Source organism: Rhodococcus sp. ARC_M5 (assembly GCF_022810405.1).
GTDB lineage: Bacteria > Actinomycetota > Actinomycetes > Mycobacteriales > Mycobacteriaceae > Rhodococcoides > Rhodococcoides navarretei.
Genome location: NZ_JALGQE010000012.1, coordinates 68,654 through 88,450, shown reverse-complemented (window position 1 = coordinate 88,450; position 19,797 = coordinate 68,654). Strand labels below are relative to the sequence as shown.

Genomic DNA, 19,797 nt, shown 5'->3' with positions numbered 1-19,797 from the left:
TGGTGGCATGTCCGGTACCCCCACCGCTGTGGTTGTCGCAGCCGCGTTGACGCACGAGGGCACGCTGTTGCTCGCGCAACGAACTCGTCCGCCCGAGTTGGCGGGCCTGTGGGAACTGCCCGGCGGCAAGGTCGAGCCGGGGGAGTCCGAGGACGCGGCGCTGGCGCGCGAGCTGCGTGAAGAACTGGGGGTGGAGTGCTCGATCGGTGCCGCGCTCAGTGGAGACGTCGACCTGGCCGGGGGACTCGTCCTACGCGCCTATCGAGCCACCCTGGTCTCGGGAACCCCTGCGGCGCTGGAACATTCGGCTCTGCGCTGGGTGGACGCGGCAATGCTGCCGACGATGGACCTGGTCGATGCCGACCGACTGTGGTTACCCGAGCTACTGGACATCCTGCTCACTTCGCCCGAGCGGTCTTCAGGCCCTTCTTGAGATCTTTCTTGGTTGCGCCCGCCGATTCGAGCTTCTTCATTCGCATGATGACTACCGGGCATGTGACGCACCGAACCTTCTTGCGGCAGCATTTTTTCTTGGGCTTCATTCCCGAGACATCTGCGGCCTTTACCTTGCCCATGAGCACCAAGACTAATGGGTGGCGCAGGTCACAGACCTGAGGGTGGCGCGGGGCACCGTCGGACTACGGGTAAACTCGATCAGTCGCGAGAACCTCGCGGTGCAGCGCGCTTCTCTAGCGACATAAGCCCGCTAGCGAACAAGAGCCCGCATTCGACTCCAGGAGAATTTTTCGCGTGAGCGCCCCAAGCAGTGCAGACAACATCGACAGCACCACCACTTTTCGCAACGTAGCCATCGTTGCACACGTCGACCATGGCAAGACCACCCTGGTCGACGCCATGCTTCGGCAGTCCGGCGCGTTCGAGGAACGTGCCGAAGCGATCGACCGCGTCATGGACTCGGGTGACCTCGAAAAAGAAAAAGGCATCACGATCCTGGCCAAGAACACGGCCGTTCACAAGCGCAATGCCGACGGCACCATCACCGTCATCAACGTGATCGACACCCCCGGCCACGCCGACTTCGGCGGAGAGGTCGAGCGCGGCCTGTCCATGGTCGACGGCGTCGTGCTGCTCGTCGACGCATCCGAGGGCCCGCTTCCGCAGACCCGCTTCGTGCTGCGCAAGGCGCTTGCCGCCTCGCTGCCGGTGATCCTGGTCGTGAACAAGACCGACCGTCCCGACGCGCGCATCGAAGAGGTCGTCTCGGAGAGCCACGATCTGCTCCTCGACCTCGCGTCCGACCTCGACGACGAAGCGTCGGAGGCGGCCGAACTCGCACTCGACCTCCCCGTTCTCTACGCCTCCGGCCGCGAGGGCAAGGCGTCGCGCGTTCAGCCCCAGAACGGCAACGCTCCCGACGCCGAGAATCTCGACGAGCTGTTCGAGGTACTCCTCAACTACGTCCCCGCGCCCAAGGGGAACGTGGACGCGCCGCTGCAGGCCCACGTCACCAACCTCGACGCGTCGGCCTTCCTCGGCCGTCTCGCCCTGGTTCGTATCCACAACGGCCAGCTCTCCAAGGGGCAGACCGTGAGCTGGATGCGTGAGGTCGACGGCGAGCCCGTCGTCCAGAAGGCCAAGATCACCGAACTGCTCAACACCATCGGCGTCGAGCGCGTCCCCGGCGAGAAGGGTGTCGCAGGCGACATCGTCGCCGTCGCGGGCTTCCCGGACATCATGATCGGCGACACGCTCGCCGATCTGGAGAACCCGGTCGCTCTGCCGCGCATCACCGTCGACCAGCCCGCCATCTCGGTCACCATCGGCACCAACACGAGCCCACTCGTCGGACGCGTCAGCGGCCACAAGCTCACCTCGCGCATGGTCAAGAGCCGGCTGGACCAGGAGCTCATCGGTAACGTCTCCCTCAAGGTCCTCGACATCGGTCGCCCCGATGCGTGGGAGGTCCAGGGTCGTGGCGAGCTCGCGCTCGCCATCCTCGTCGAGCAGATGCGTCGTGAAGGCTTCGAGCTCACCGTCGGCAAGCCCCAGGTGGTCACCCAGCAGGTCGACGGCAAGCTGCACGAGCCCTTCGAAGAGCTCATGGTCGACACACCGGAGGAGTACCTCGGTGCCGTCACTCAGCTGCTCGCCGCACGCAAGGGCAAGATGGTGCAGATGACGAACCACGGCGCAGGCTGGGTTCGCATGGAATTCATCGTTCCCTCGCGTGGCCTGATCGGCTTCCGCACCGAGTTCCTCACGGACACGCGTGGCACCGGTATCGCCAACGCCGTCTTCCACGGGTACGCGCCGTGGGCCGGTGAGATCCGCGCCCGCCACACCGGTTCGCTCGTCTCGGACCGCCACGGCACCGTCACCCCGTTCGCCATGATCCAGTTGGCCGATCGCGGCACGTTCTTCGTCGAGCCGGGCGCGGACACCTACGAGGGCATGGTCGTGGGCATCAACCCGCGTCAGGAAGACCTCGACATCAACGTCACCCGCGAGAAGAAGCTGACCAACATGCGTCAGTCCTCCGCAGACGTCATGGAGACCCTGGCCAAGCCCAAGAAGCTCGACCTGGAAATGGCCATGGAGTTCTGTGCAGGCGACGAGTGCGTCGAGGTCACCCCCGAGGTCGTCCGCGTCCGCAAGGTGCACCTCGATTCCAACGAGCGCGCCCGTGAGCGTTCGCGGAGCAAGACTCGCGACAAGGCTGCTCTGTAAGACTCACTTCGTGCAGCAGAAGCGACGTGTCACCCTTGTGGGGCGCGTCGCTTCTGTCGCACAAGGTAGCCGACCACGAAGGAGATCCTCGTTGCGCAAGGTGCTGATACCGACGGTTCTGGTTCCTGCCATGGCTCTGGTACTCACCGCGTGCACCGCGGATCCGCCGCCCCCGATCGAGAGTGTCGAGACCTCGGTCAGCACGACGATGGTTCCGGCCGAGACCGGTGATCCGGTCGTCGTCGCCATCGACGACGTCGGCATCGGCTTCAACCCACATCTGCTGGCAGATCAGTCGCCCGCAACGGCAGCGGTCAGTTCGCTGGTGCTGCCCAGCCCGTTCCGCCCGGTTCGGAACTCCGACACCGGGGCGACCACCTGGGAGCCGGACCTGTCGTTGCTGATTTCGGCCGAGGTGACGTCGCAAGCGCCGTTCACCATCCGGTACCAACTGCGCAACGAGGCCCAGTGGTCCGACAGCGCACCGATCGCCGCCGAGGACTTCCGCTACCTGTGGCAGCAGATGATCGCCCAGCCCGGTGTCGTCGACCCCGCGGGATACGACCTGATCAGCGACGTCACGTCCTCGGGCGGGGGCAAGACGGTCGACGTGACGCTGTCCTCGCCGTATCCGGCCTGGCAGCGACTGTTCTCCGATCTGGTCCCCTCGCACCTGCTCAAGGACTCGCCCGGCGGTTTCCAAGGGGGGCTGACGGACAACGTGCCGGTCTCCGGTTCCAGGTTCAACATCAAGACCGTCGACAAGGGTCGTGACGAAATTCTGCTCGAGCGGAACGACCGATTCTGGGACGAGCCCGCAGCACCCGATCAGATCCTCATCCGTCGGGGAGGCACCCCGGCACAGCTGGCCGATTCTCTGCGGTCGAGTGATGCCCAGATCGCCCAGGTTCGTGGCGATGCGGCGCTGCGGGCGCAGCTTTCGGCGATTCCCGGGGTGCGGACCGACACCATCAGGCAATCGCGCGTGCTGTCCATGACTGTCAACGGGCGAGCGCCGAACATGTCCGATCCTGCTGTGCGACAAGGAATATTCGGCCTGCTCGATCCGAACCTGTTGGCCACGGTCGGAGCGGCAGGGGGTGCGACGGATCGTCGAGCAGCAGCACAGCTGTCCTCTCCGTCCGACCCAGGCTATTCCGCGACAGCGCCTGCTCCGATCGGCACGACGGCTGCCCTCGATCTGCTGGAACGGGCCGGGTTCGTGCCGACACCCGATGCGCTGGTGACATCCACACCGAGTGCCGCGACCACCGCCGCACCGACCACGACCGCGGTTCCCACCGGTGCCGCGACGACGGGCGCTCCGGTGCCGAGTAGCACCCGCATCGCGGACGCGACCGGCACCGCCCTGCGATTCGTCATCGGTGCCGTCGAGAACGACGACATCGCGCTCGCTGTCGCCGGCACCGCCGCGGACGAACTCGTCGGAGCGGGGATCGATGCGACCGTCACCCCGCTGCCCGCCGACGAGCTGTATTCGACGGCGTTGACCGAGGGAACCGTCGACGCGATAGTCGGATGGACGAGTGCAGGAGTGGACCCCGCGACGGCCCTCGCGTCCCGCTTCGGCTGCGTCGAGGAGAGCTCCGACGGTGGCGACACCGGTATCGAGGCCCCGCGGAACCTGTCCGGGCTGTGCGTGCCGGAACTGCAACCGAGAATCGACCGGGCCCTGGTGAGCGGTCTCGATCCCTCTGTAGCCACCAACGACGTGGAGCCGGCGCTGTGGTCTCTGGCGTCCACGCTGCCGATCATGCAGGACTCGTCGGTGGTCGCGGCCGTGCCCGGTATCACCGGCGTCTCGCTGACCGGCCCGGTGGAGGTCGGAATCTTCGCCGACGCCGCGCAGTGGATGCGGACGCCCCGGTGACCATCCCGAGGTGCCCTCGGGTGATCGTGTTCGATGTGAACGAGACATTGTCCGATATGGCTCCGATGGCGACACGATTCGATGACGTGGGAGCGTCGCCGCAGCTGTTCCCCACGTGGTTCGCGAGCGTGTTGCGCGACGGTTTTGCGCTCGCGGCCGCGGACGCCGCTCGGCCGTTCGCCACCGTCGGTGCCGGTGCGCTTCGGACGCTGCTGTCCGAGGCCACGCTGAATCGCGATACGGACGACGCGGTGGAGCACATCATGACCGGGTTCACCGATCTCGACGTTCATCCCGACGTGGTCGAGGGTGTGAGAGCCCTGGCAGCACTCGGTATCCGACTGCTGACGCTGAGCAACGGCTCGGCGTCGGTGGCGCAGACTCTGCTCGACAGAGCCGGGGTGCGTGGCGAATTCGAGACGCTGCTGTCGGTCGAGGCGGCGGGCCGGTGGAAGCCGCACCCGCAGTCCTACCGGTACGCACTCGACCAGTGCAGGGCCGAGCCCGAGGACACCATGCTCGTCGCCGTGCACCCCTGGGACATCGACGGCGCACACCGTGCAGGCATGACCACGGCCTGGATCGATCGGGGCAACAGCCCGTACCCCGCCTATTTCGCCGCACCCGACGTGCGCGCGAGCTCGCTACCGCACCTGGCGCAGCTACTCGGCGAGCGGGGACGGGAAGACAGCGAGAGACGGCGGAGCGACAGTGAGTGACGGATCGATGACGGGCCAGACAAGTGCTGAGCAGACGATGACGGAGCCGCAGCGGTTGCTTCTGGTCCACGCGCATCCGGACGACGAGACCATCACCACCGGCGGCACCATCGCCCACTATGTTCGCGCCGGTGCCGATGTGACCGTGCTGACCTGCTCGCTGGGCGAGGAGGGTGAAGTGATCGGCGAGACCTGGGCCGATCTGGTCGTCGATCGCGCCGATCAGCTCGGTGGCTACCGAATCCTGGAACTGCATCGCGCACTCGCGGCCCTGGGCTGCAATCCACCCCGGTTCCTCGGCGGAGCCGGTCGCTGGCGAGATTCGGGGATGGCCGGCACGACGGCTGCACGCAAACCGCGCGCGTTCGTCAATGCCGATCGCGACGAGGCGCTCGGAGCACTCGTGGCGGTGATGCGTGAGCTGCGGCCGCAGGTCGTCGTCGGCTACGACCCCGAAGGGGGATACGGACATCCCGATCACCAGCAGGTGCACTCACTGGTGACCGAGGCCGTCGAGGTCTGCGGGACGGGTTCCTACCCCGACGCGGGAGCGCCGTGGGAGGTATCGAAGTTCTACTGGACCGTGACCGGTCAGGACCAGCTGCACTCGGGGCTGGCCGCGATCGACGGCCTCCCGTCGGGATGGCGACTGCCGGAGGACGGGGAGCTGCCGAGCGTTCCGGAGAGCACGATCACCACCAGCATCGACATCCGCGGTGTACTCGACGCCAAGAGGGATGCGCTCCGCGCCCACGCCACGCAGGTGACCGTCGCGCCGTCGGGCAGCGAGTACGCGCTCTCCAACGACATCGCCCAGCCGATCCTGCTCGACGAGCAATACGTGCTCGTCCGCGGTGAACTCGATCCCGATGAGACGGGCAGAGAGAACGATCTGTTTGCCGGCGTACTAAGCTGTGGTCCGCATCACTGAAATACACACCAGTACTGATCTCACCAGAGCAGGGGCGGAACACATATGTACAACTGGGTAGTGCAGGACGCCATCGTCGCGTTCGTCGATTCTCTCAAGCCGCAGTTCGGCGCGCAGGCAGATCTGTACCAGTACGTACTGGGACAGATCGCCATGGGCGCGAGCAACCTGCTGACCTCGCTGGGATACCCGCCGGTTTCCTGAGTACCGGTGCACTGAAACAACCAGGGTCAAGGCAGTATTGGGCGCATGATCTCGAAGGCCGCATCCAATACTGTCGCCCTGGTGTCCTGGGCGACCGTCGCAGTACTGGTGTTCGACGGCTTCCTGTCCGGAATTCTGTCGGTCTTCTTCCTTCCGACCTACCTCGGGTCGGTGCAATTTCCCATCAGCGCGCTGCTCGGCGGGATAGCCAACGTCGCGTTGGTCCTGGCCGCACGCAAAGTAGCGGAACGGCCGATCTGGGTGGCGTCACCCCTTGTCGGATGGTTTTTCGCGGTGGTCCTGTGCATGTTCGGCGGCCCGGGCAACGACGTTCTTCTCCTCGCCGATTGGCGCACGATGCTGCTCATCGTCGCCGGTGCAGGCCCCGCCGGTGTGCTGCTGTTCATGTTCCGGATGAAGGCGATCACAGCAAGCGTGCATGCCGACCCGCATTCCGCAGCACATCCTCGATCATCGTCGGAGTCAACAGTCCGGTGAAGGTGTTTCGCTGGCTCACGTGATAGCTCCCGAACACGGTGATCGAGCCCAGGTCGAGTCGCACACCATGGCCGAATTTCGGTGCGGGACGGGGTATTTCCCACCCGTTGGCGGCCAGTGTCGGTAAGAGGGACTGCCAGCCGAATGCCCCGAGAACGAGCACCGAGCGCAGAGTCGGACGCAGCAACCGTAGTTCGTCGTCCAGCCAGGGCCTGCACGTGTTGCGTTCGGCGGGCGTCGGCTTGTTCTGTGGGGGAGCGCAGTGCACCGGCGCAGTGATGCGAACCCCGTTGAGCGTCAACCCGTCTCCGATGTGCGTCGCGGTGGGTTGGCTGGCCAGCCCGACGGCATACATCGCGCGGTACAGCACGTCGCCGCTTCGGTCTCCGGTGAACATCCGCCCGGTGCGGTTGGCACCGTGCGCTGCCGGGGCGAGCCCGACGATCAACATCGATGCATCGGCCGGGCCGAATCCCGGAATTGCCTTACCCCAGTATGTTTCGTCGGCGAAGGCGGCCCGCTTCTCGGCGGCGACCTGCTCGCGCCACCGCACCAGGCGAGGGCAGGCGCGACACTCGGACACAGCGAGGTCGAGTTCCTCGATGCTCTGCGGTCGCGTCATGTCAGGTTCGTTGCAGCCAGACGTCCCCGGCTCCCGGGGTGACGGCGTCGATCATCGCCCATGCATTCTCGATGGGGATGTCGATCACCTCGTAATGTCCGACGCCTGCGGGAGTGGCAGCGACGATGGTTGCCACCCCGGCGCGGCGCTGGAAGAATGTCTGCCGCACGGTCCAACCGATGATGCCTGCGGCTTCGAGGCTGTGGCGAGTCCGGTCGAGCGAACCGTGCTGGGTGATGAGCCAGCCAGGCAGCACGGCATGGCCCAGGCCTCGGTAGCGATCGTGAGCCAGGCCGAATGCAGCGACGAACAACACCGCGATCGCTGTCCACGCGAGGATCGGAATCGGCGCGCCGAAATACTGTGCAACTCCCAGGCCGGCAGCGATGACCAGGAGTGGCAGCCCTGCCCGGGTGTAACGGCGGCGACGCGCTGCGGGTCCGTGCTGCAGCAGCGGCTGGTCGGCACTACCGTGCAGACCGGCCTCGCCGAGCACGGTGGTCATCATGCGTAGCGCCTCGGCGCGCGGGGCCTGGGGGAGCAGCAGGGACGATTCTTTCTTCTCGGCGCTGACGCCGGTCATGATGGCGTCCAGTCTTGCTCCACCGGCCGCACGAAGCAGCAACGGTTGGGACAGAGAGGTGCCGCGCAGCCGCTTGCGATCGAGTGTCGACTGGCGAGTGCGCAACAACCCGTGGCTGACATGCATGGTGCGTTTCTGGTCCATCACCGTGAGGTTGGCGTAGGCCAGCAGATAGCGGACGCACGCGAAGATGCTCGATACGACGAGCAGTGCCATCAGCACCACGACGACGAACACCGCGATTCCCAATCGCTCGGCTGAGTCGATGCCGGTGGAGACCACCGACGATTCGGCCAGTGTCTGCCCGAGCCCGTACTGGAAAAGTACGCCGACGGCTGCGGCGATGGTGACGATACCGGTGATGGAGAACGGCGCGAACCGCACCCATGAGAACTGCCAGTGCGCAATCTCCGCCCCGGAATCCGCTGGTGTGCTGGGTGTTCCGTCGGTCGCCGGGATCTGCCCCGAGACTCGCTGCAGCAGATCTCCGCGCAGTGCGGGCACCAGTGCGGTATCGAGGGCGTTGAGCTCGAAGGCCTCACCCTTGCCTGCCTGTTGGCCGGTGCCGATGCGCAGGATGGACAGGCCGAGTACGCGGTGCAGAACGTTCGCTTCGACGTCGACCGACCGAATTCTGTTGCGCGGAATCGAGAGCACCTTCTTCTGCAGCACCCCGGTGCGCAGTTGCACGTGTACCGGACCGATTCGGTAGCTGGTGGTGAACCACCGCAGAATCGCGAACACCACGACGACCACGAGAAGGCCCAGACTCCAGAAGTGGTTCCCGCTCTGACTACCGACGAAGAACGAGATCAGCAGCACCGGCAGAATCTTGATGCCCTCGTTCACCGGATGCACCAACAACATTCGCTTGTCCAATCGCAGCCAAGGCTGCTCCTCCTCGACGGCGAGGAGGTGCTCCTGGTCGGTCACGTGGCGTCTCCCACGGTGCGGCCGGCGATGTCGGTGAGTCGCGCGACCGTCTTGTCGGCGACATCCTGGTCGAGCGCCGTGATCTTCACCGCACCCGCGGACGACGCCGTCGTCACGGTGACCGTCGCCAACCCCAGCATGCGGTCGAGCGGTCCGCGCTCGGTGTCGACGGTCTGCACCCGCGAGATCGGTGCGATGCGTCGCTCCTGGCTGAGCCAGCCGGTTCGGGTGTAGACCGCGGTGTCGCTGATCTCCCAGCGATGCACGCGGTACCGCCACTGCGGCACGACCGCGATGTTCAGGACGGCCAGCACGATGGATGCGACGAGGACGGCGACATGCGGCCAGGTGGTCCACGTCGAGTCGACGACAGCCCAGACGACCTGGGCGACGAAGACCGGTACCCACAGCAGACCGGCACTGAGAGCCCAGAGCAGACGCGCACGCGGAGACGGTTGCCACTGTGGATCGGTCATCGTTGTCACGGGTACAAACCTAGCCCTCACCCGCGCACGAGGGCGGCAGTCCGACCCGCGGGTGGCACGTGCGTACCAGGAAGGCGCATGATCGACTGGTGACTTTGCAGCCTGACTCCGCTCCAGCCGCCTCTGCCATGCGTCGCGTTCTGCGTCGTGCCCGCGACGGGGTGTCTCTCAACGTCGACGAGGCCACGGTGTTGCTGCATGCGCGTGGGGACGATCTGGTGGACCTGATGGCGTCGGCTGCTCGGGTTCGTGATGCCGGGCTGGAGTCGGCCGGTCGTCCCGAGACGGTCTCGTATTCGCGAAAGGTGTTCGTACCCATCACGCGGTTGTGCCGCGACAAGTGCCACTACTGCACGTTCGTCACCGTCCCCGGCAAGCTCAATGCCTCCGGCCACGGGATGTTCATGGATCCCGACGAGATCGTCGACGTCGCCCGTAAGGGTGCCGCGCTCGGGTGCAAGGAAGCGCTGTTCACCCTCGGCGACCGACCGGAGGAGCGGTGGCCCGAGGCCAAGGCGTGGCTCGACTCCCGCGGCTACGACTCCACTCTCGACTACGTGCGCGCCATGTCGATCCGGGTGCTCGAGGAGACCGGCTTGCTGCCGCACCTCAACCCAGGAGTGATGTCGTGGCAGGAACTCTCGCGACTCAAGCCGGTGGCTCCGTCGATGGGGATGATGCTCGAAACCACCTCGCGCCGGTTGTTCGAGGAGAAGGGGCAGGCGCACTACGGCAGCCCCGACAAGGATCCCGAGGTTCGGCTGCGCACGTTGACCGACGCGGGCCGGCTCAACATTCCGTTCACGACCGGCATCCTCGTCGGCATCGGTGAGACGCTGCGGGACCGGGCCGAGTCGATCATGGCAATTCGCAAGGTGCACAAGTCGTTCGGGCACGTGCAGGAAATCATCGTGCAGAACTTCCTGGCCAAGTCCGATACCGCGATGCGGTCCGTGCCCGACGCGGGTCTCGAAGAATTCCTGGCGACGATCGCAGTGACGCGCATGGTGCTCGGCCCGTCGATGCGCATCCAGGCTCCGCCGAACCTGGTCGAGCCGGAGGAGACGGCGGCGCTGCTCGGCGCGGGCGTCGACGATTGGGGCGGGGTCTCGCCGCTGACTCCCGATCACGTCAATCCCGAGCGGCCGTGGCCGAACCTCGACACCCTGGCAGAGCTGTCGGAGAAGGCGGGCTACCGCTTGGTGGAACGTGTTGCTGCACAGCCGCAGTACGTGCTCGCCGGCGCTCCGTGGATCGACCCGCGGATCTCGGCGCACGTGCGGGCGCTGGCCGATCCGGAGACCGGCATGGCGCGCGAGAACGTGAACCCGACGGGTCTGCCGTGGCAGGAACCGGACGAGGAGTGGGAGTCCTCGGGCCGCGTCGATCTGAACACCGAGATCGACACTCAGGGCCGCAACACCGAGACCCGCTCGGATCTGGCGAACGCGTTCGGCGACTGGGATTCCATTCGTGAGCAGGTGCGCGATCTGGCCGGGCTCGAGCGGGTGGACCGGGACCTGGTGTCGGCGTTGACGGCAGCGGAGAAGGACCCGGCCGGGCTCTCCGATGAGCAGTACCTCGCGCTCGCAACGGCCGAGGGCCCGGGCATGGACGCTGTCGCTGCGCTGGCCGACGATCTGCGCAGGCAGGTCAACGGAGACACCGTCACCTACGTGGTGAACCGGAACATCAACTTCACCAACATCTGCTACACCGGGTGCCGCTTCTGTGCGTTCGCGCAGCGCAAGGGCGACGCCGATGCCTTCACCCTGTCCACCACCGAGGTGGCGGATCGGGCGTGGGAAGCGCATGTCGTCGGTGCCACCGAGGTCTGCATGCAGGGCGGGATCGACCCCGAACTTCCGGTGACGGGGTACGCCGATCTGGTGCGGGCGGTCAAGGCCAAGGTGCCGTCGATGCATGTGCACGCGTTCTCGCCGATGGAGATCGTCAACGGGGCCTCGCGCGGTGGTCAGTCGATTCGCGAGTGGCTCACCGAGCTGCGCGCGGCCGGCTTGGATTCGATCCCGGGTACCGCCGCGGAGATTCTCGACGACGAGGTGCGGTGGGTGCTCACCAAGGGCAAACTGCCCGCCGCCGAGTGGATCGAAGTGATCACCACCGCGCACGAGGTGGGACTGCGTTCGAGCTCGACGATGATGTACGGGCACGTGGACAATCCGTCGCACTGGGTCGGTCACCTGAACGTGCTCAAGAAGATCCAGGACAAGACCGGTGGGTTCACCGAGTTCGTGCCGCTGCCGTTCGTGCACCAGTCCTCGCCGTTGTATCTGGCCGGGGCCTCGCGACCGGGACCGACCAATCGTGACAACCGCGCGGTGCACGCCCTGGCTCGCATCATGTTGCACGGCCGAATCGACAACATTCAGACGTCATGGGTGAAATTGGGAATCACGGGTACACAGGCGATGCTGAACGGAGGCGCGAACGATCTGGGAGGGACCCTGATGGAGGAGACGATCTCGCGTATGGCGGGTTCGCAGAACGGTTCGGAGAAGACCGTCGCGGAACTGCACGAGATCGCCGACGGCATCGGACGCCCGGTTCGTCAGCGCACCACCACCTACGACCCGGCCCCGGCCGTGTCGGTTGCCGGCCTGATCTGACCCTCGGGTCCCCTTTTCGAAATGGAGCTTGTCTGACATGGACGACCGTCGAGTCGCCGCGGTTCTGAGCAGTGCCGTCGCCATCATCCATCCCGTGCTCGACATCCTCGCGACACGCGACCCGATCGGGCTCAAGGGACGAACGTTTCGGCAGTCCTCCGCGGACGACTCGACGCTCGACAACGTCATCGACTTTCTCGCGAAGGCTTTCGACACCACAGACTTCCCGGGTACTGCAGGCTGGGAGGAGCTCGACAGCGACGCCCGCTCGCAGTGGTGGGTCAATCGCATCGGCGCACTCAACACCGTGGCCGTGGCGTTCCCCGGCGTGTTCGGCATCTTGGTCAACCGTCTGCCGATCCAGGATCTGCTCGGTTTCGCCAATCAGGCGATGGTGCTCGTGGCCGTGGCCCGCGAATCGGGTGTGACCGATCGTGAGACGCACGTGGCGTTGCTCGGGTCGGTGCTGTGCAAGCGCGATCTGACGTCGTTGGCCGACAGTGCTCCGCCGGAGAAGGAGGAGTCGCCCAAGTCGGGTCCGTTCGCGCTGCTGCGCGGAATGTGGCAGATCGCGAACGTGCTGCGCGACGTCGCCGGTGAACTGGAGAAGCGTCCGCACCCCCGCGGCATCTACCGCGTGCTCGGTGCCATCCCGCTCGTCGGCGGTGTCGCCGGATATCTCGGCGAGCGCGGTGCACTTTCGCGTGCCGCGAAACAGGGCCGAAAGTGGCTCGCCGCCCACCGTACGGCCTCTGCAGTCGGCGAAAGAGCCCCCGCGAAGCAGCTACGGAAGTGAGCCGACCGAGCCAGGTGAGGTCACCCTGGTCGGTTTGCTCCAGGTTCGGACGGCGATACTAGGATGCTCAGGGCGCGCGAGCGCCCGAAATCGATACAGGAGGGGAGAGCAGCAGTGACTTACTCGATTGCAGAACCGTGCGTAGATGTACTGGACAAAGCGTGCATCGAAGAGTGCCCGGTGGATTGCATCTACGAGGGTAACCGAATGCTGTACATCCACCCCGACGAATGCGTCGACTGCGGAGCCTGCGAGCCCGTGTGCCCCGTCGAGGCCATTTTCTATGAGGACGACGTACCCGAGCAGTGGAGCGCGTACGTCGGTGCCAACGTCGATTTCTTCGACGACCTGGGATCTCCCGGTGGCGCAGCGAAGCTAGGCAAGACCGATTACGACCCGCCGTTCATCAAGGCTCTGCCTCCCATGGGCGAGAACTGACTCCCTTGGTACGTACAGCGGTGGCAGCGGGGCTGCCCGATTTTCCATGGGACTCGCTGACCGCCGCGAAAGACAAGGCCTCGGCGCACCCGGACGGCATCGTCAACCTGTCGGTCGGTACACCGGTGGATCCGGTCGCAGAGGTGATCCGTGCAGCGCTGAATTCTGTGGCGAACGAACCCGGTTACCCGACGACCGTCGGTACCGTGGCGCTGCGGGAGACCGCGGTGGCTGCGCTCGAACGTCGGTACTCGATCACCGGTCTGACGCCCGACGCGGTGCTGCCTGCCATCGGTACCAAGGAAATGATCGCCTGGTTGCCGACGCTGCTCGGCCTCGGAGCCGACGATCTGGTCGTCATCCCCGAATTGGCATATCCCACCTACGAAGTGGGGGCGCTGCTCGCTGGATCGCGCACGATCCGGGCCGACGGCCTGAATCGGCTCGGGCCCGAGCGGGCGTCGCTGATCTTCGTCAATTCTCCGTCCAACCCGACCGGCAAGGTGCTCGGAGTCGAGCACCTGCGCAAGGTCGTCGCCTGGGCCCGCGAACGCGGCGCGATCGTCGTGTCCGACGAGTGTTACCTGGGTCTGACCTGGGACGCCGACGCCGTGTCCGTCCTCGATGCCCGCGTGTGCGACGGTGATCACACCAATCTGCTTGCCGTGCACTCACTCTCGAAGACCTCGAACCTGGCGAGCTACCGCGCCGGCTTCGTCACCGGTGATGCCTCCCTCGTCGCCGAGTTGCTCGAAGTGCGCAAGCACGCCGGCATGATGGTGCCGTTGCCGATCCAGGCCGCCATGACCGCGGCGCTGGCCGACGACGAGCACGAGAGCGTTCAGCGTGAGCGATACCGGGCCCGCCGAACGATTCTGAAGTCCGCCGTCGAGGCAGCGGGATTCACCGTCGACCATTCCGAGGCGGGGCTCTACCTGTGGGCCACGCGGGGCGAACCGTGCCGCGACACTGTCGACTGGCTCGCGCAGCGCGGAATCCTCGCCGCGCCGGGGGAGTTCTACGGGCCGGACGGTGGACTGCACGTGCGTATCGCGCTGACGGCCACGGACGAGCGCATCGACGCTGCGGCAGCTCGCCTACGCGGGTAGTCGGGTTTCTCTGGTGCGCTGAGCGTCCACTATTCGGCTCGTCGAGCGGGATCCCGTTTCTCGATGCGAATTGTGGACACTGAAATCAGTTGGCTCCGGGTCGGCCCGGGTGTTCTCATGTACCCATGACCCTCAGCCTGTTGCTCAGCTTCGCCGGAGTGTGTTTTCTGCTGGCGATTCTGCCCGGGCCCGATTCGTTTCTGGTGCTTCGCTACAGCATCGGCGGCCTCAGGCCAGGCATCGCCGCGGCGATGGGCGTCGCGATCGGTGGACTGTTCTGGGCCGTGTTGGTGGCCGTCGGGCTGGCGGCGATCGTCGAGCAGTCCGCGACGGCGTATCGCGTCGTGAAGATTCTCGGCGGGCTGTACCTGCTGTATCTGGGCGTCAAGGCAATTCGCGCGCGACGGAAGAAGAAGGTGGCCGGGGAGCCTTTGGTGCCCGTCGCTGCGTCCGCGTGGTCGGCGTTCGGTGCCGGGGTTCTCTCGTGCGCGCTCAATCCCAAGGTAGGACTGTTCTACCTCGCGGTGGTGCCGCAGTTCCTCACCGTGGTCACGTTCGCAGGTGCCATGACGCTCGGACTGGTCGAGGTGGTCGTCGCTGCACTGGTGATGGGAGTGTTCTCCGTGCTCGCCTCACGCGCGGTCGCGTTGCTGCGCAAACCAGCGGTGGCCGACTGGCTGGATCGCATCAGCGCTGGAATCCTGGTTGCCCTCGGCGTCGGAACGGTGGCGTCCTCGGCCTAGTGGATCACGGCAAGTAGGGGAAGTGGCAAGCCTCGAGTTTCACGACTGACGGGTGCGGGGGCGCGGCCTGGATCTCGCAAACGCGCGCGCATTTGCCATATGCGCGCAGAATCGTGACGCGAAACCGCTCGCGTTCGGCAAATGCGCGCGCGTTTGCGAGGACTGAGGGGCCGCGTGGATCAGGGCTCGAGGTCCGGCTCGCCCACGTCCCAGCCGCCGCGTCGGATGCGCAGGATGTAGACAAGTTCGTTGCTGCCGAAGGCTTCTACTGTGGTGAAGCGTTTCGGCTCCGTATTGACCTCGGGGTTACGGGCATGAGCTTCCTCGTAGAGCTGAGTGGCTCGAAGATCGGCCAGTTCCACTCGGGTCCAGAAGTCGTCGGATTGCACCGAGTAGACGAGCCGCGGTGCGCCGTCGGTAACGTGTGCGATGTCGATGTCGTCGTCCTCGGAGTCCTCGTCGTCGAGGTCCAGATCGAGTTCGTCCTCGGAATCGGCGTCCTGCTCGGCGTCGGTCCCGATCAGATAGACGCCCGCCTGCAGGTCACCGGCGGCGACCGTCATGTACTCGGCGTAGTCGCCGGTGTCGATTCCGTCCACGTCCATGTATGTACGGTAGCCATGTGCTGCTTCGTTCACTGAACCCACTCGCCGTTGCGCGGGGAGACGATATTCCCGACGCCATCACCATCGACGGTGTCTCGCTTTCCCGTGCCGACATCCTGGGTGCGGCGACCTCGGTTGCCGAACGCATCTCGCGAGCCGACCGCCTCGCGATCTACGCGACGCCGTCGGTCAAGACGGTGCTCGCGGTCGTGGGCGCGCTGATCGCCGGAGTCACCGTGGTGCCGGTTCCGCCGGACGCAGGGATCGCCGAACGCGAGCACATCCTTCGCGACTCGGGTGCCCAGGCATGGCTCGGTGAGGCACCGTCGGACACCTCCGGGCTGGAGGTCCTGCCGGTGCGTCAGCACGCACGCTCGTGGCACAGCTACGCCGAACCGCAGCCGTCCTCGGTCGCGTTCGTCCTCTACACCTCCGGTACCACCGGCCCACCCAAAGGCGTACTGATCTCGCGCAGTGCCATCGCCGCCGGCCTGGACGCGTTGGCGCAGGCGTGGGCATGGACTTCGAGAGACACTGTGGTGCACGGACTTCCGTTGTTCCACGTCCACGGTCTCATCCTCGGTGTCCTCGGCCCACTGCGTGTGGGCAGCCCGCTGATCCACACCGGTAAGCCGACGCCGGAGCTCTACGCGGCCGCGCGTGGATCCTTGTACTTCGGAGTGCCGACCGTGTGGTCGCGCATCGCCGCGGACGAGACGTCCGCCCGCGCCCTGGCCCACGCCCGACTGCTGGTGTCCGGCAGTGCGCCGCTCCCGGTTCCGGTGTTCGAGAAGCTGCGTGAACTCACCGGGCAGGCGCCGATCGAGCGATACGGCATGAGCGAAACCCTCATCACCATCAGCACCCGCGCCGACGGGGAGCGGCGCGCTGGCTCGGTGGGACTGCCGGTCGCGGGCGTCGAGACACGGTTGCGCGGTGAGAAGGGCGAAATCCTGCCGCACGACGGCGAATCCATCGGCGCGCTGCAGATCCGCTGCCCCATGCTGTTCGACGGTTACCTGAACAACCCCGACGCGACAGCGAAGACCTTCACCGAGGACGGCTGGTTCGATACCGGAGACGTCGCCCTCATCGAGCCGGACGGCTTCCACCGCATCGTCGGGCGAGCGTCGACGGACCTGATCAAATCCGGCGGCTATCGCGTCGGCGCGGGGGAGATCGAGACCGTGTTGCTGGGCCACCCGAGCGTCGACGAGGTGGCCGTGGTCGGTATGCCCGACGCCGATCTCGGTCAGCGCATCGTGGCGTTTGTCGTCGGTACCGATGTGGAGGATCGGGTGCTGATCGATCTGGTGGCCACCGAGCTGTCGATTCACAAGCGGCCCCGCGAGATTCGAGTGGTCGACTCCCTCCCGCGCAATGCCATGGGCAAAGTTCAGAAGAAGCTGCTCGGCTGACATCCTCTTGACGACCTAGGTTAGGCATGCCTACTATTCCGGGTCATGACCGCACCTGCGCCTGCATTCGCTATCGGGGAAACCCAGTTCGAGACAAACACGATCGAGGCGGCGACGCGTCGTGAGTTCCTCATCGGCAGCGTCGCGCTTGCGGCCTTGCTGGCCGGATGCGGGAGCGGTGAGGAGCAGCCGTCGGGCGACGGGACTGCAGGGGACGGCTATCCCCGTACGATCGTCGACGATGCCGGTGAGTCCGTCGTGATCGACCGTCGGCCGCCGCGGGTGGCGTGTGTGGCCAACCTGTGGGATCTCGACACGGTGCTCGCGCTGGGCGTCGTTCCCGTGCAGTTCGGGGTGCGCGAGGGCTTCGCCGAGATGATCGGCGCACCGAACAGGTCCTGGGAGTGGCACGAGAACGCCCTCATCGAACTCGGCGGGTCGAGTGAGCGGATCTCCCTCGGCGAGTCGATCGACACCGAGCGCATCGCCGCAGCCGAACCGGATCTCATCATCGGAGACGACGGGGTGGCCGATTCTCGTTCTCAGCTCGAATCGCTCGCCCCCGTTGTCCAGATCGCGTCGTTCGACTGGCGGCGCAACCTCGAGATGATCGGCGACGCACTCGATCGGCGAGATCGCGCCGACGAACTCATCGCGGACACCGAGGCGCGAATGTCCGCCGCGCTCGACGGGCTCGACGTCGGCGGTGCCACGGTCGGTTTGATCGCCGCCTACGACACGTCGATGTTCTACGGGCTGGGGCACGAGTCCATCCCCGCCGTGGATCTGTTCCGACGAGCCGGGTTCACGACGGTCGCCGCTCTGTCCGACGGAGCGACCGCGGACGCCCCGCGCCCCGAGTTCTCCACTGAGAACGCCGACGTTCTCGCCGATGCCGACGTACTCGTCGTGTTCGACTTCGGCTCGGCCGGGATCGTCGATACCGGACTGTTCACCTCGTTGCCGAGCGTCGCGGCGGGCCGGGTGGTGGTGCTCGAGCAAGGCGAAGTGGCTCAAGGCTTCTCGACGTTGAGCCCGCTCAATCTCGACATCTGCATCGATGTGGTCCGCCGCGCAGCCGAACTGCTCTGATGAACGCCGTCGTCAGCGGGGGTGTGAGGTGGCCGTTAGCCTCGAAAGTATGACGACACTCGACGGTGCACGCATTCTCGTATTCGGTGCCAGTGGCGGTCTCGGCGGCCCGATCGTCGAGCAGCTCGCGCAGGCCGGTGCTCGGTTGACCGTGAGCGGCCGGAGCATCGAGTCGGACCATCACACGGTCGATGCCGATCTGACGCTGCCGGATTCGGCTCGCTCGGTGGTCGCTGAGGCCGTCGAACACCACGGTGGACTGGACGGGATCGTCATCGCCGCAGGTGTCGTGGCGTTCGGTCCGGTGACCGAAGTGGACGACGACACTGTCGACGAACTGCTGCTGCTCAACTATCTCGCGCCGCTGCGGGTACTTCGCGAAGCGCTGACCACCCTGGATCAGGGCGGGTTCGTGCTCAACATCAGCGCCGTCGTGGCCGACAAGCCGATGCCGAACATGGGTGCCTACTCGGCGACCAAGGCCGCGGTGAGCGCATTGCTGAAAAGCGTTCGTACAGAGGCACGTAAGTCGAAGATCAGAATAGTGGACGTGCGTCCGCCGCACACCGAGACGGGACTGGCGACACGGCCGATCGCCGGGCAGGCACCGAAACTACCGCAGGGTCTGACGCCGGATGCGGTGGCCGCACGTATCGTCGCGGCGATCGTCGACGATGAGACGGACGTCGGCGCGGATCAGTTCTCGTAGGCTATTGTCGGCATCGTGACCGAGACACACGTGATCGACGCAGCCAGAAGGCTCGTGCGTCGTCGCACCATCGACTTCGGTCTCATCTGCACTTCTTCCTGTTCGTAACTGTCGATCGAACCCATCCCCGACGAGCATTTCGCGCTCCTCGGGTCGTTCCGGCAACCCTCGAATCGAACAGGAATTTCCCATGACCACATCTGTGTCTCATCTCGGCGGCGTCATCGCTGCCACCGACGATGCCGTGCAGGCCGATCCGAAGAACGCGCAGGCAGTCTTCCGGGCTTCGGTCACCGCGCACGATGCTGTCGCCAGCACCGTCACCTTGGGCAAGTACACCGTCGAGGTCGACGAGCCCCCTGCCCTCGGCGGTGAGAACAACGCCGCCAACCCGGTCGAGTACTACTTGGCGTCGCTGCTGTCCTGCCAGGTGGTCACCTACCGCGTCTGGGCGGAGAAGCTCGGGATCGTCGTCGACGACATCAAGGCCAAGGCCGAGGGTGACCTCGACGTTCGCGGCTTCTTCGGTTTCGACGACGACGTTCGTCCCGGGTTCGGTGAGGTGCGCGTCGTCGTGACCGTCTCCGGTCCCGAGTCACGGGAGCGGTACGAGGAGCTGCAGAAGGCCGTCGACGATCACTGCCCCGTGCTGGATCTGACGCGCAATCCCACTCCGATCCACACCGTTCTCGAAACGGCCTGA

The 19,797-nt window shown here is 65.9% G+C and carries 21 protein-coding genes; 16 read left to right on the top strand and 5 right to left on the bottom strand.

The genetic code is table 11. The features are described from left to right. Positions 1-7: 7 nt before the first annotated feature. Entirely contained in the window at positions 8-433 is a 426-nt protein-coding gene (locus MTX34_RS18355; protein ID WP_243610311.1) for a (deoxy)nucleoside triphosphate pyrophosphohydrolase, read from the top strand. On the opposite strand, the gene MTX34_RS18350 is transcribed toward MTX34_RS18355, so the two are convergent. Then, a complete protein-coding gene (locus MTX34_RS18350) occupies positions 399-575 on the bottom strand; it encodes a hypothetical protein (protein ID WP_243595947.1) in 177 nt (58 codons plus the stop codon). The two genes, MTX34_RS18355 and MTX34_RS18350, sit on opposite strands and share 35 nt — an antisense overlap. Before the next feature lie 175 nt (positions 576-750). Between MTX34_RS18350 and typA the strand changes: the two genes are divergently transcribed. The 6 genes from typA to MTX34_RS18320 all read left to right on the top strand — a co-directional run bounded on the left by typA (position 751) and on the right by MTX34_RS18320 (position 6,931). Then, a complete protein-coding gene (typA, locus tag MTX34_RS18345) occupies positions 751-2,688 on the top strand; it encodes a translational GTPase TypA (protein WP_243610310.1) in 1,938 nt (645 codons plus the stop codon). A 130-nt stretch (positions 2,689-2,818) separates the two neighbouring features. Next, positions 2,819-4,579 carry an ABC transporter family substrate-binding protein gene (locus tag MTX34_RS18340; RefSeq protein WP_243610366.1) on the top strand — a complete coding sequence of 587 codons (1,761 nt, stop codon included), beginning with the start codon at positions 2,819-2,821 and terminating at the stop codon, positions 4,577-4,579. A gap of 20 nt (positions 4,580-4,599) precedes the next feature. Further along, positions 4,600-5,298 (top strand): haloacid dehalogenase type II, encoded by a 699-nt coding sequence (locus MTX34_RS18335; protein WP_243610309.1) that lies wholly within the window; start codon positions 4,600-4,602, stop codon positions 5,296-5,298. 37 nt (positions 5,299-5,335) lie between these two features. Beyond that, positions 5,336-6,229, top strand: a complete 894-nt coding sequence (gene mshB / locus MTX34_RS18330) for an N-acetyl-1-D-myo-inositol-2-amino-2-deoxy-alpha-D-glucopyranoside deacetylase (protein ID WP_243610308.1) — start codon at positions 5,336-5,338, stop codon at positions 6,227-6,229. 45 nt (positions 6,230-6,274) lie between these two features. Beyond that, the gene (locus MTX34_RS18325; RefSeq protein ID WP_008714214.1) at positions 6,275-6,433 is read left to right on the top strand and encodes a hypothetical protein; all 159 of its coding nucleotides are present in this window, start codon (positions 6,275-6,277) and stop codon (positions 6,431-6,433) included. Positions 6,434-6,478: 45 nt separating this feature from the next. Then, the gene (locus tag MTX34_RS18320; RefSeq protein ID WP_243595944.1) at positions 6,479-6,931 is read left to right on the top strand and encodes a hypothetical protein; all 453 of its coding nucleotides are present in this window, start codon (positions 6,479-6,481) and stop codon (positions 6,929-6,931) included. Here MTX34_RS18320 and MTX34_RS18315 read toward each other — a convergent pair. The 3 genes from MTX34_RS18315 to MTX34_RS18305 all read right to left on the bottom strand — a co-directional run bounded on the left by MTX34_RS18315 (position 6,858) and on the right by MTX34_RS18305 (position 9,545). Beyond that, positions 6,858-7,553 (bottom strand): uracil-DNA glycosylase, encoded by a 696-nt coding sequence (locus tag MTX34_RS18315; protein WP_243610307.1) that lies wholly within the window; start codon positions 7,551-7,553, stop codon positions 6,858-6,860. The two genes, MTX34_RS18320 and MTX34_RS18315, sit on opposite strands and share 74 nt — an antisense overlap. A gap of 1 nt (position 7,554) precedes the next feature. Next, positions 7,555-9,003 (bottom strand): PH domain-containing protein, encoded by a 1,449-nt coding sequence (locus tag MTX34_RS18310; protein WP_243596075.1) that lies wholly within the window; start codon positions 9,001-9,003, stop codon positions 7,555-7,557. Between the two features lie 62 nt (positions 9,004-9,065). Beyond that, entirely contained in the window at positions 9,066-9,545 is a 480-nt protein-coding gene (locus MTX34_RS18305) for a PH domain-containing protein (RefSeq protein ID WP_243596074.1), read from the bottom strand. Positions 9,546-9,643: 98 nt separating this feature from the next. On the opposite strand from MTX34_RS18305, the gene MTX34_RS18300 reads away from it, so the two are divergent. From MTX34_RS18300 to MTX34_RS18280, 5 genes are all read left to right on the top strand, one after another. Further along, positions 9,644-12,184: a bifunctional FO biosynthesis protein CofGH gene (locus MTX34_RS18300; RefSeq protein ID WP_308198550.1), complete on the top strand. Its 2,541-nt coding sequence runs from the start codon at positions 9,644-9,646 to the stop codon at positions 12,182-12,184. A 37-nt stretch (positions 12,185-12,221) separates the two neighbouring features. Beyond that, positions 12,222-12,980 carry a hypothetical protein gene (locus tag MTX34_RS18295; protein WP_243595942.1) on the top strand — a complete coding sequence of 253 codons (759 nt, stop codon included), beginning with the start codon at positions 12,222-12,224 and terminating at the stop codon, positions 12,978-12,980. A 114-nt stretch (positions 12,981-13,094) separates the two neighbouring features. Continuing rightward, positions 13,095-13,418, top strand: a complete 324-nt coding sequence (gene fdxA, locus MTX34_RS18290) for a ferredoxin (protein ID WP_008714223.1) — start codon at positions 13,095-13,097, stop codon at positions 13,416-13,418. Positions 13,419-13,438: 20 nt separating this feature from the next. Then, positions 13,439-14,527 (top strand): succinyldiaminopimelate transaminase, encoded by a 1,089-nt coding sequence (gene dapC / locus MTX34_RS18285; RefSeq protein ID WP_243595941.1) that lies wholly within the window; start codon positions 13,439-13,441, stop codon positions 14,525-14,527. 125 nt (positions 14,528-14,652) lie between these two features. Then, the gene (locus tag MTX34_RS18280) at positions 14,653-15,270 is read left to right on the top strand and encodes a LysE family translocator (protein ID WP_243595940.1); all 618 of its coding nucleotides are present in this window, start codon (positions 14,653-14,655) and stop codon (positions 15,268-15,270) included. A gap of 179 nt (positions 15,271-15,449) precedes the next feature. Here the strand turns inward: MTX34_RS18280 and MTX34_RS18275 are convergent, their stop codons facing one another. Next, complete coding sequence (locus MTX34_RS18275) at positions 15,450-15,875, bottom strand: hypothetical protein (RefSeq protein ID WP_243596824.1); 426 nt, start codon at positions 15,873-15,875, stop codon at positions 15,450-15,452. A 2-nt stretch (positions 15,876-15,877) separates the two neighbouring features. On the opposite strand from MTX34_RS18275, the gene MTX34_RS18270 reads away from it, so the two are divergent. From MTX34_RS18270 to MTX34_RS18255, 4 genes are all read left to right on the top strand, one after another. Beyond that, positions 15,878-17,293, top strand: coding sequence for an acyl-CoA synthetase (locus MTX34_RS18270; RefSeq protein WP_243596825.1), 1,416 nt, complete (start codon positions 15,878-15,880; stop codon positions 17,291-17,293). Positions 17,294-17,338: 45 nt separating this feature from the next. Next, on the top strand, positions 17,339-18,385 hold the full coding sequence (locus tag MTX34_RS18265) for an ABC transporter substrate-binding protein (RefSeq protein WP_243596826.1): 1,047 nt from the start codon (positions 17,339-17,341) through the stop codon (positions 18,383-18,385). Between the two features lie 49 nt (positions 18,386-18,434). Further along, positions 18,435-19,094: an SDR family oxidoreductase gene (locus tag MTX34_RS18260; RefSeq protein WP_243596827.1), complete on the top strand. Its 660-nt coding sequence runs from the start codon at positions 18,435-18,437 to the stop codon at positions 19,092-19,094. A gap of 190 nt (positions 19,095-19,284) precedes the next feature. After that, positions 19,285-19,797: an OsmC family protein gene (locus tag MTX34_RS18255; RefSeq protein ID WP_243596828.1), complete on the top strand. Its 513-nt coding sequence runs from the start codon at positions 19,285-19,287 to the stop codon at positions 19,795-19,797.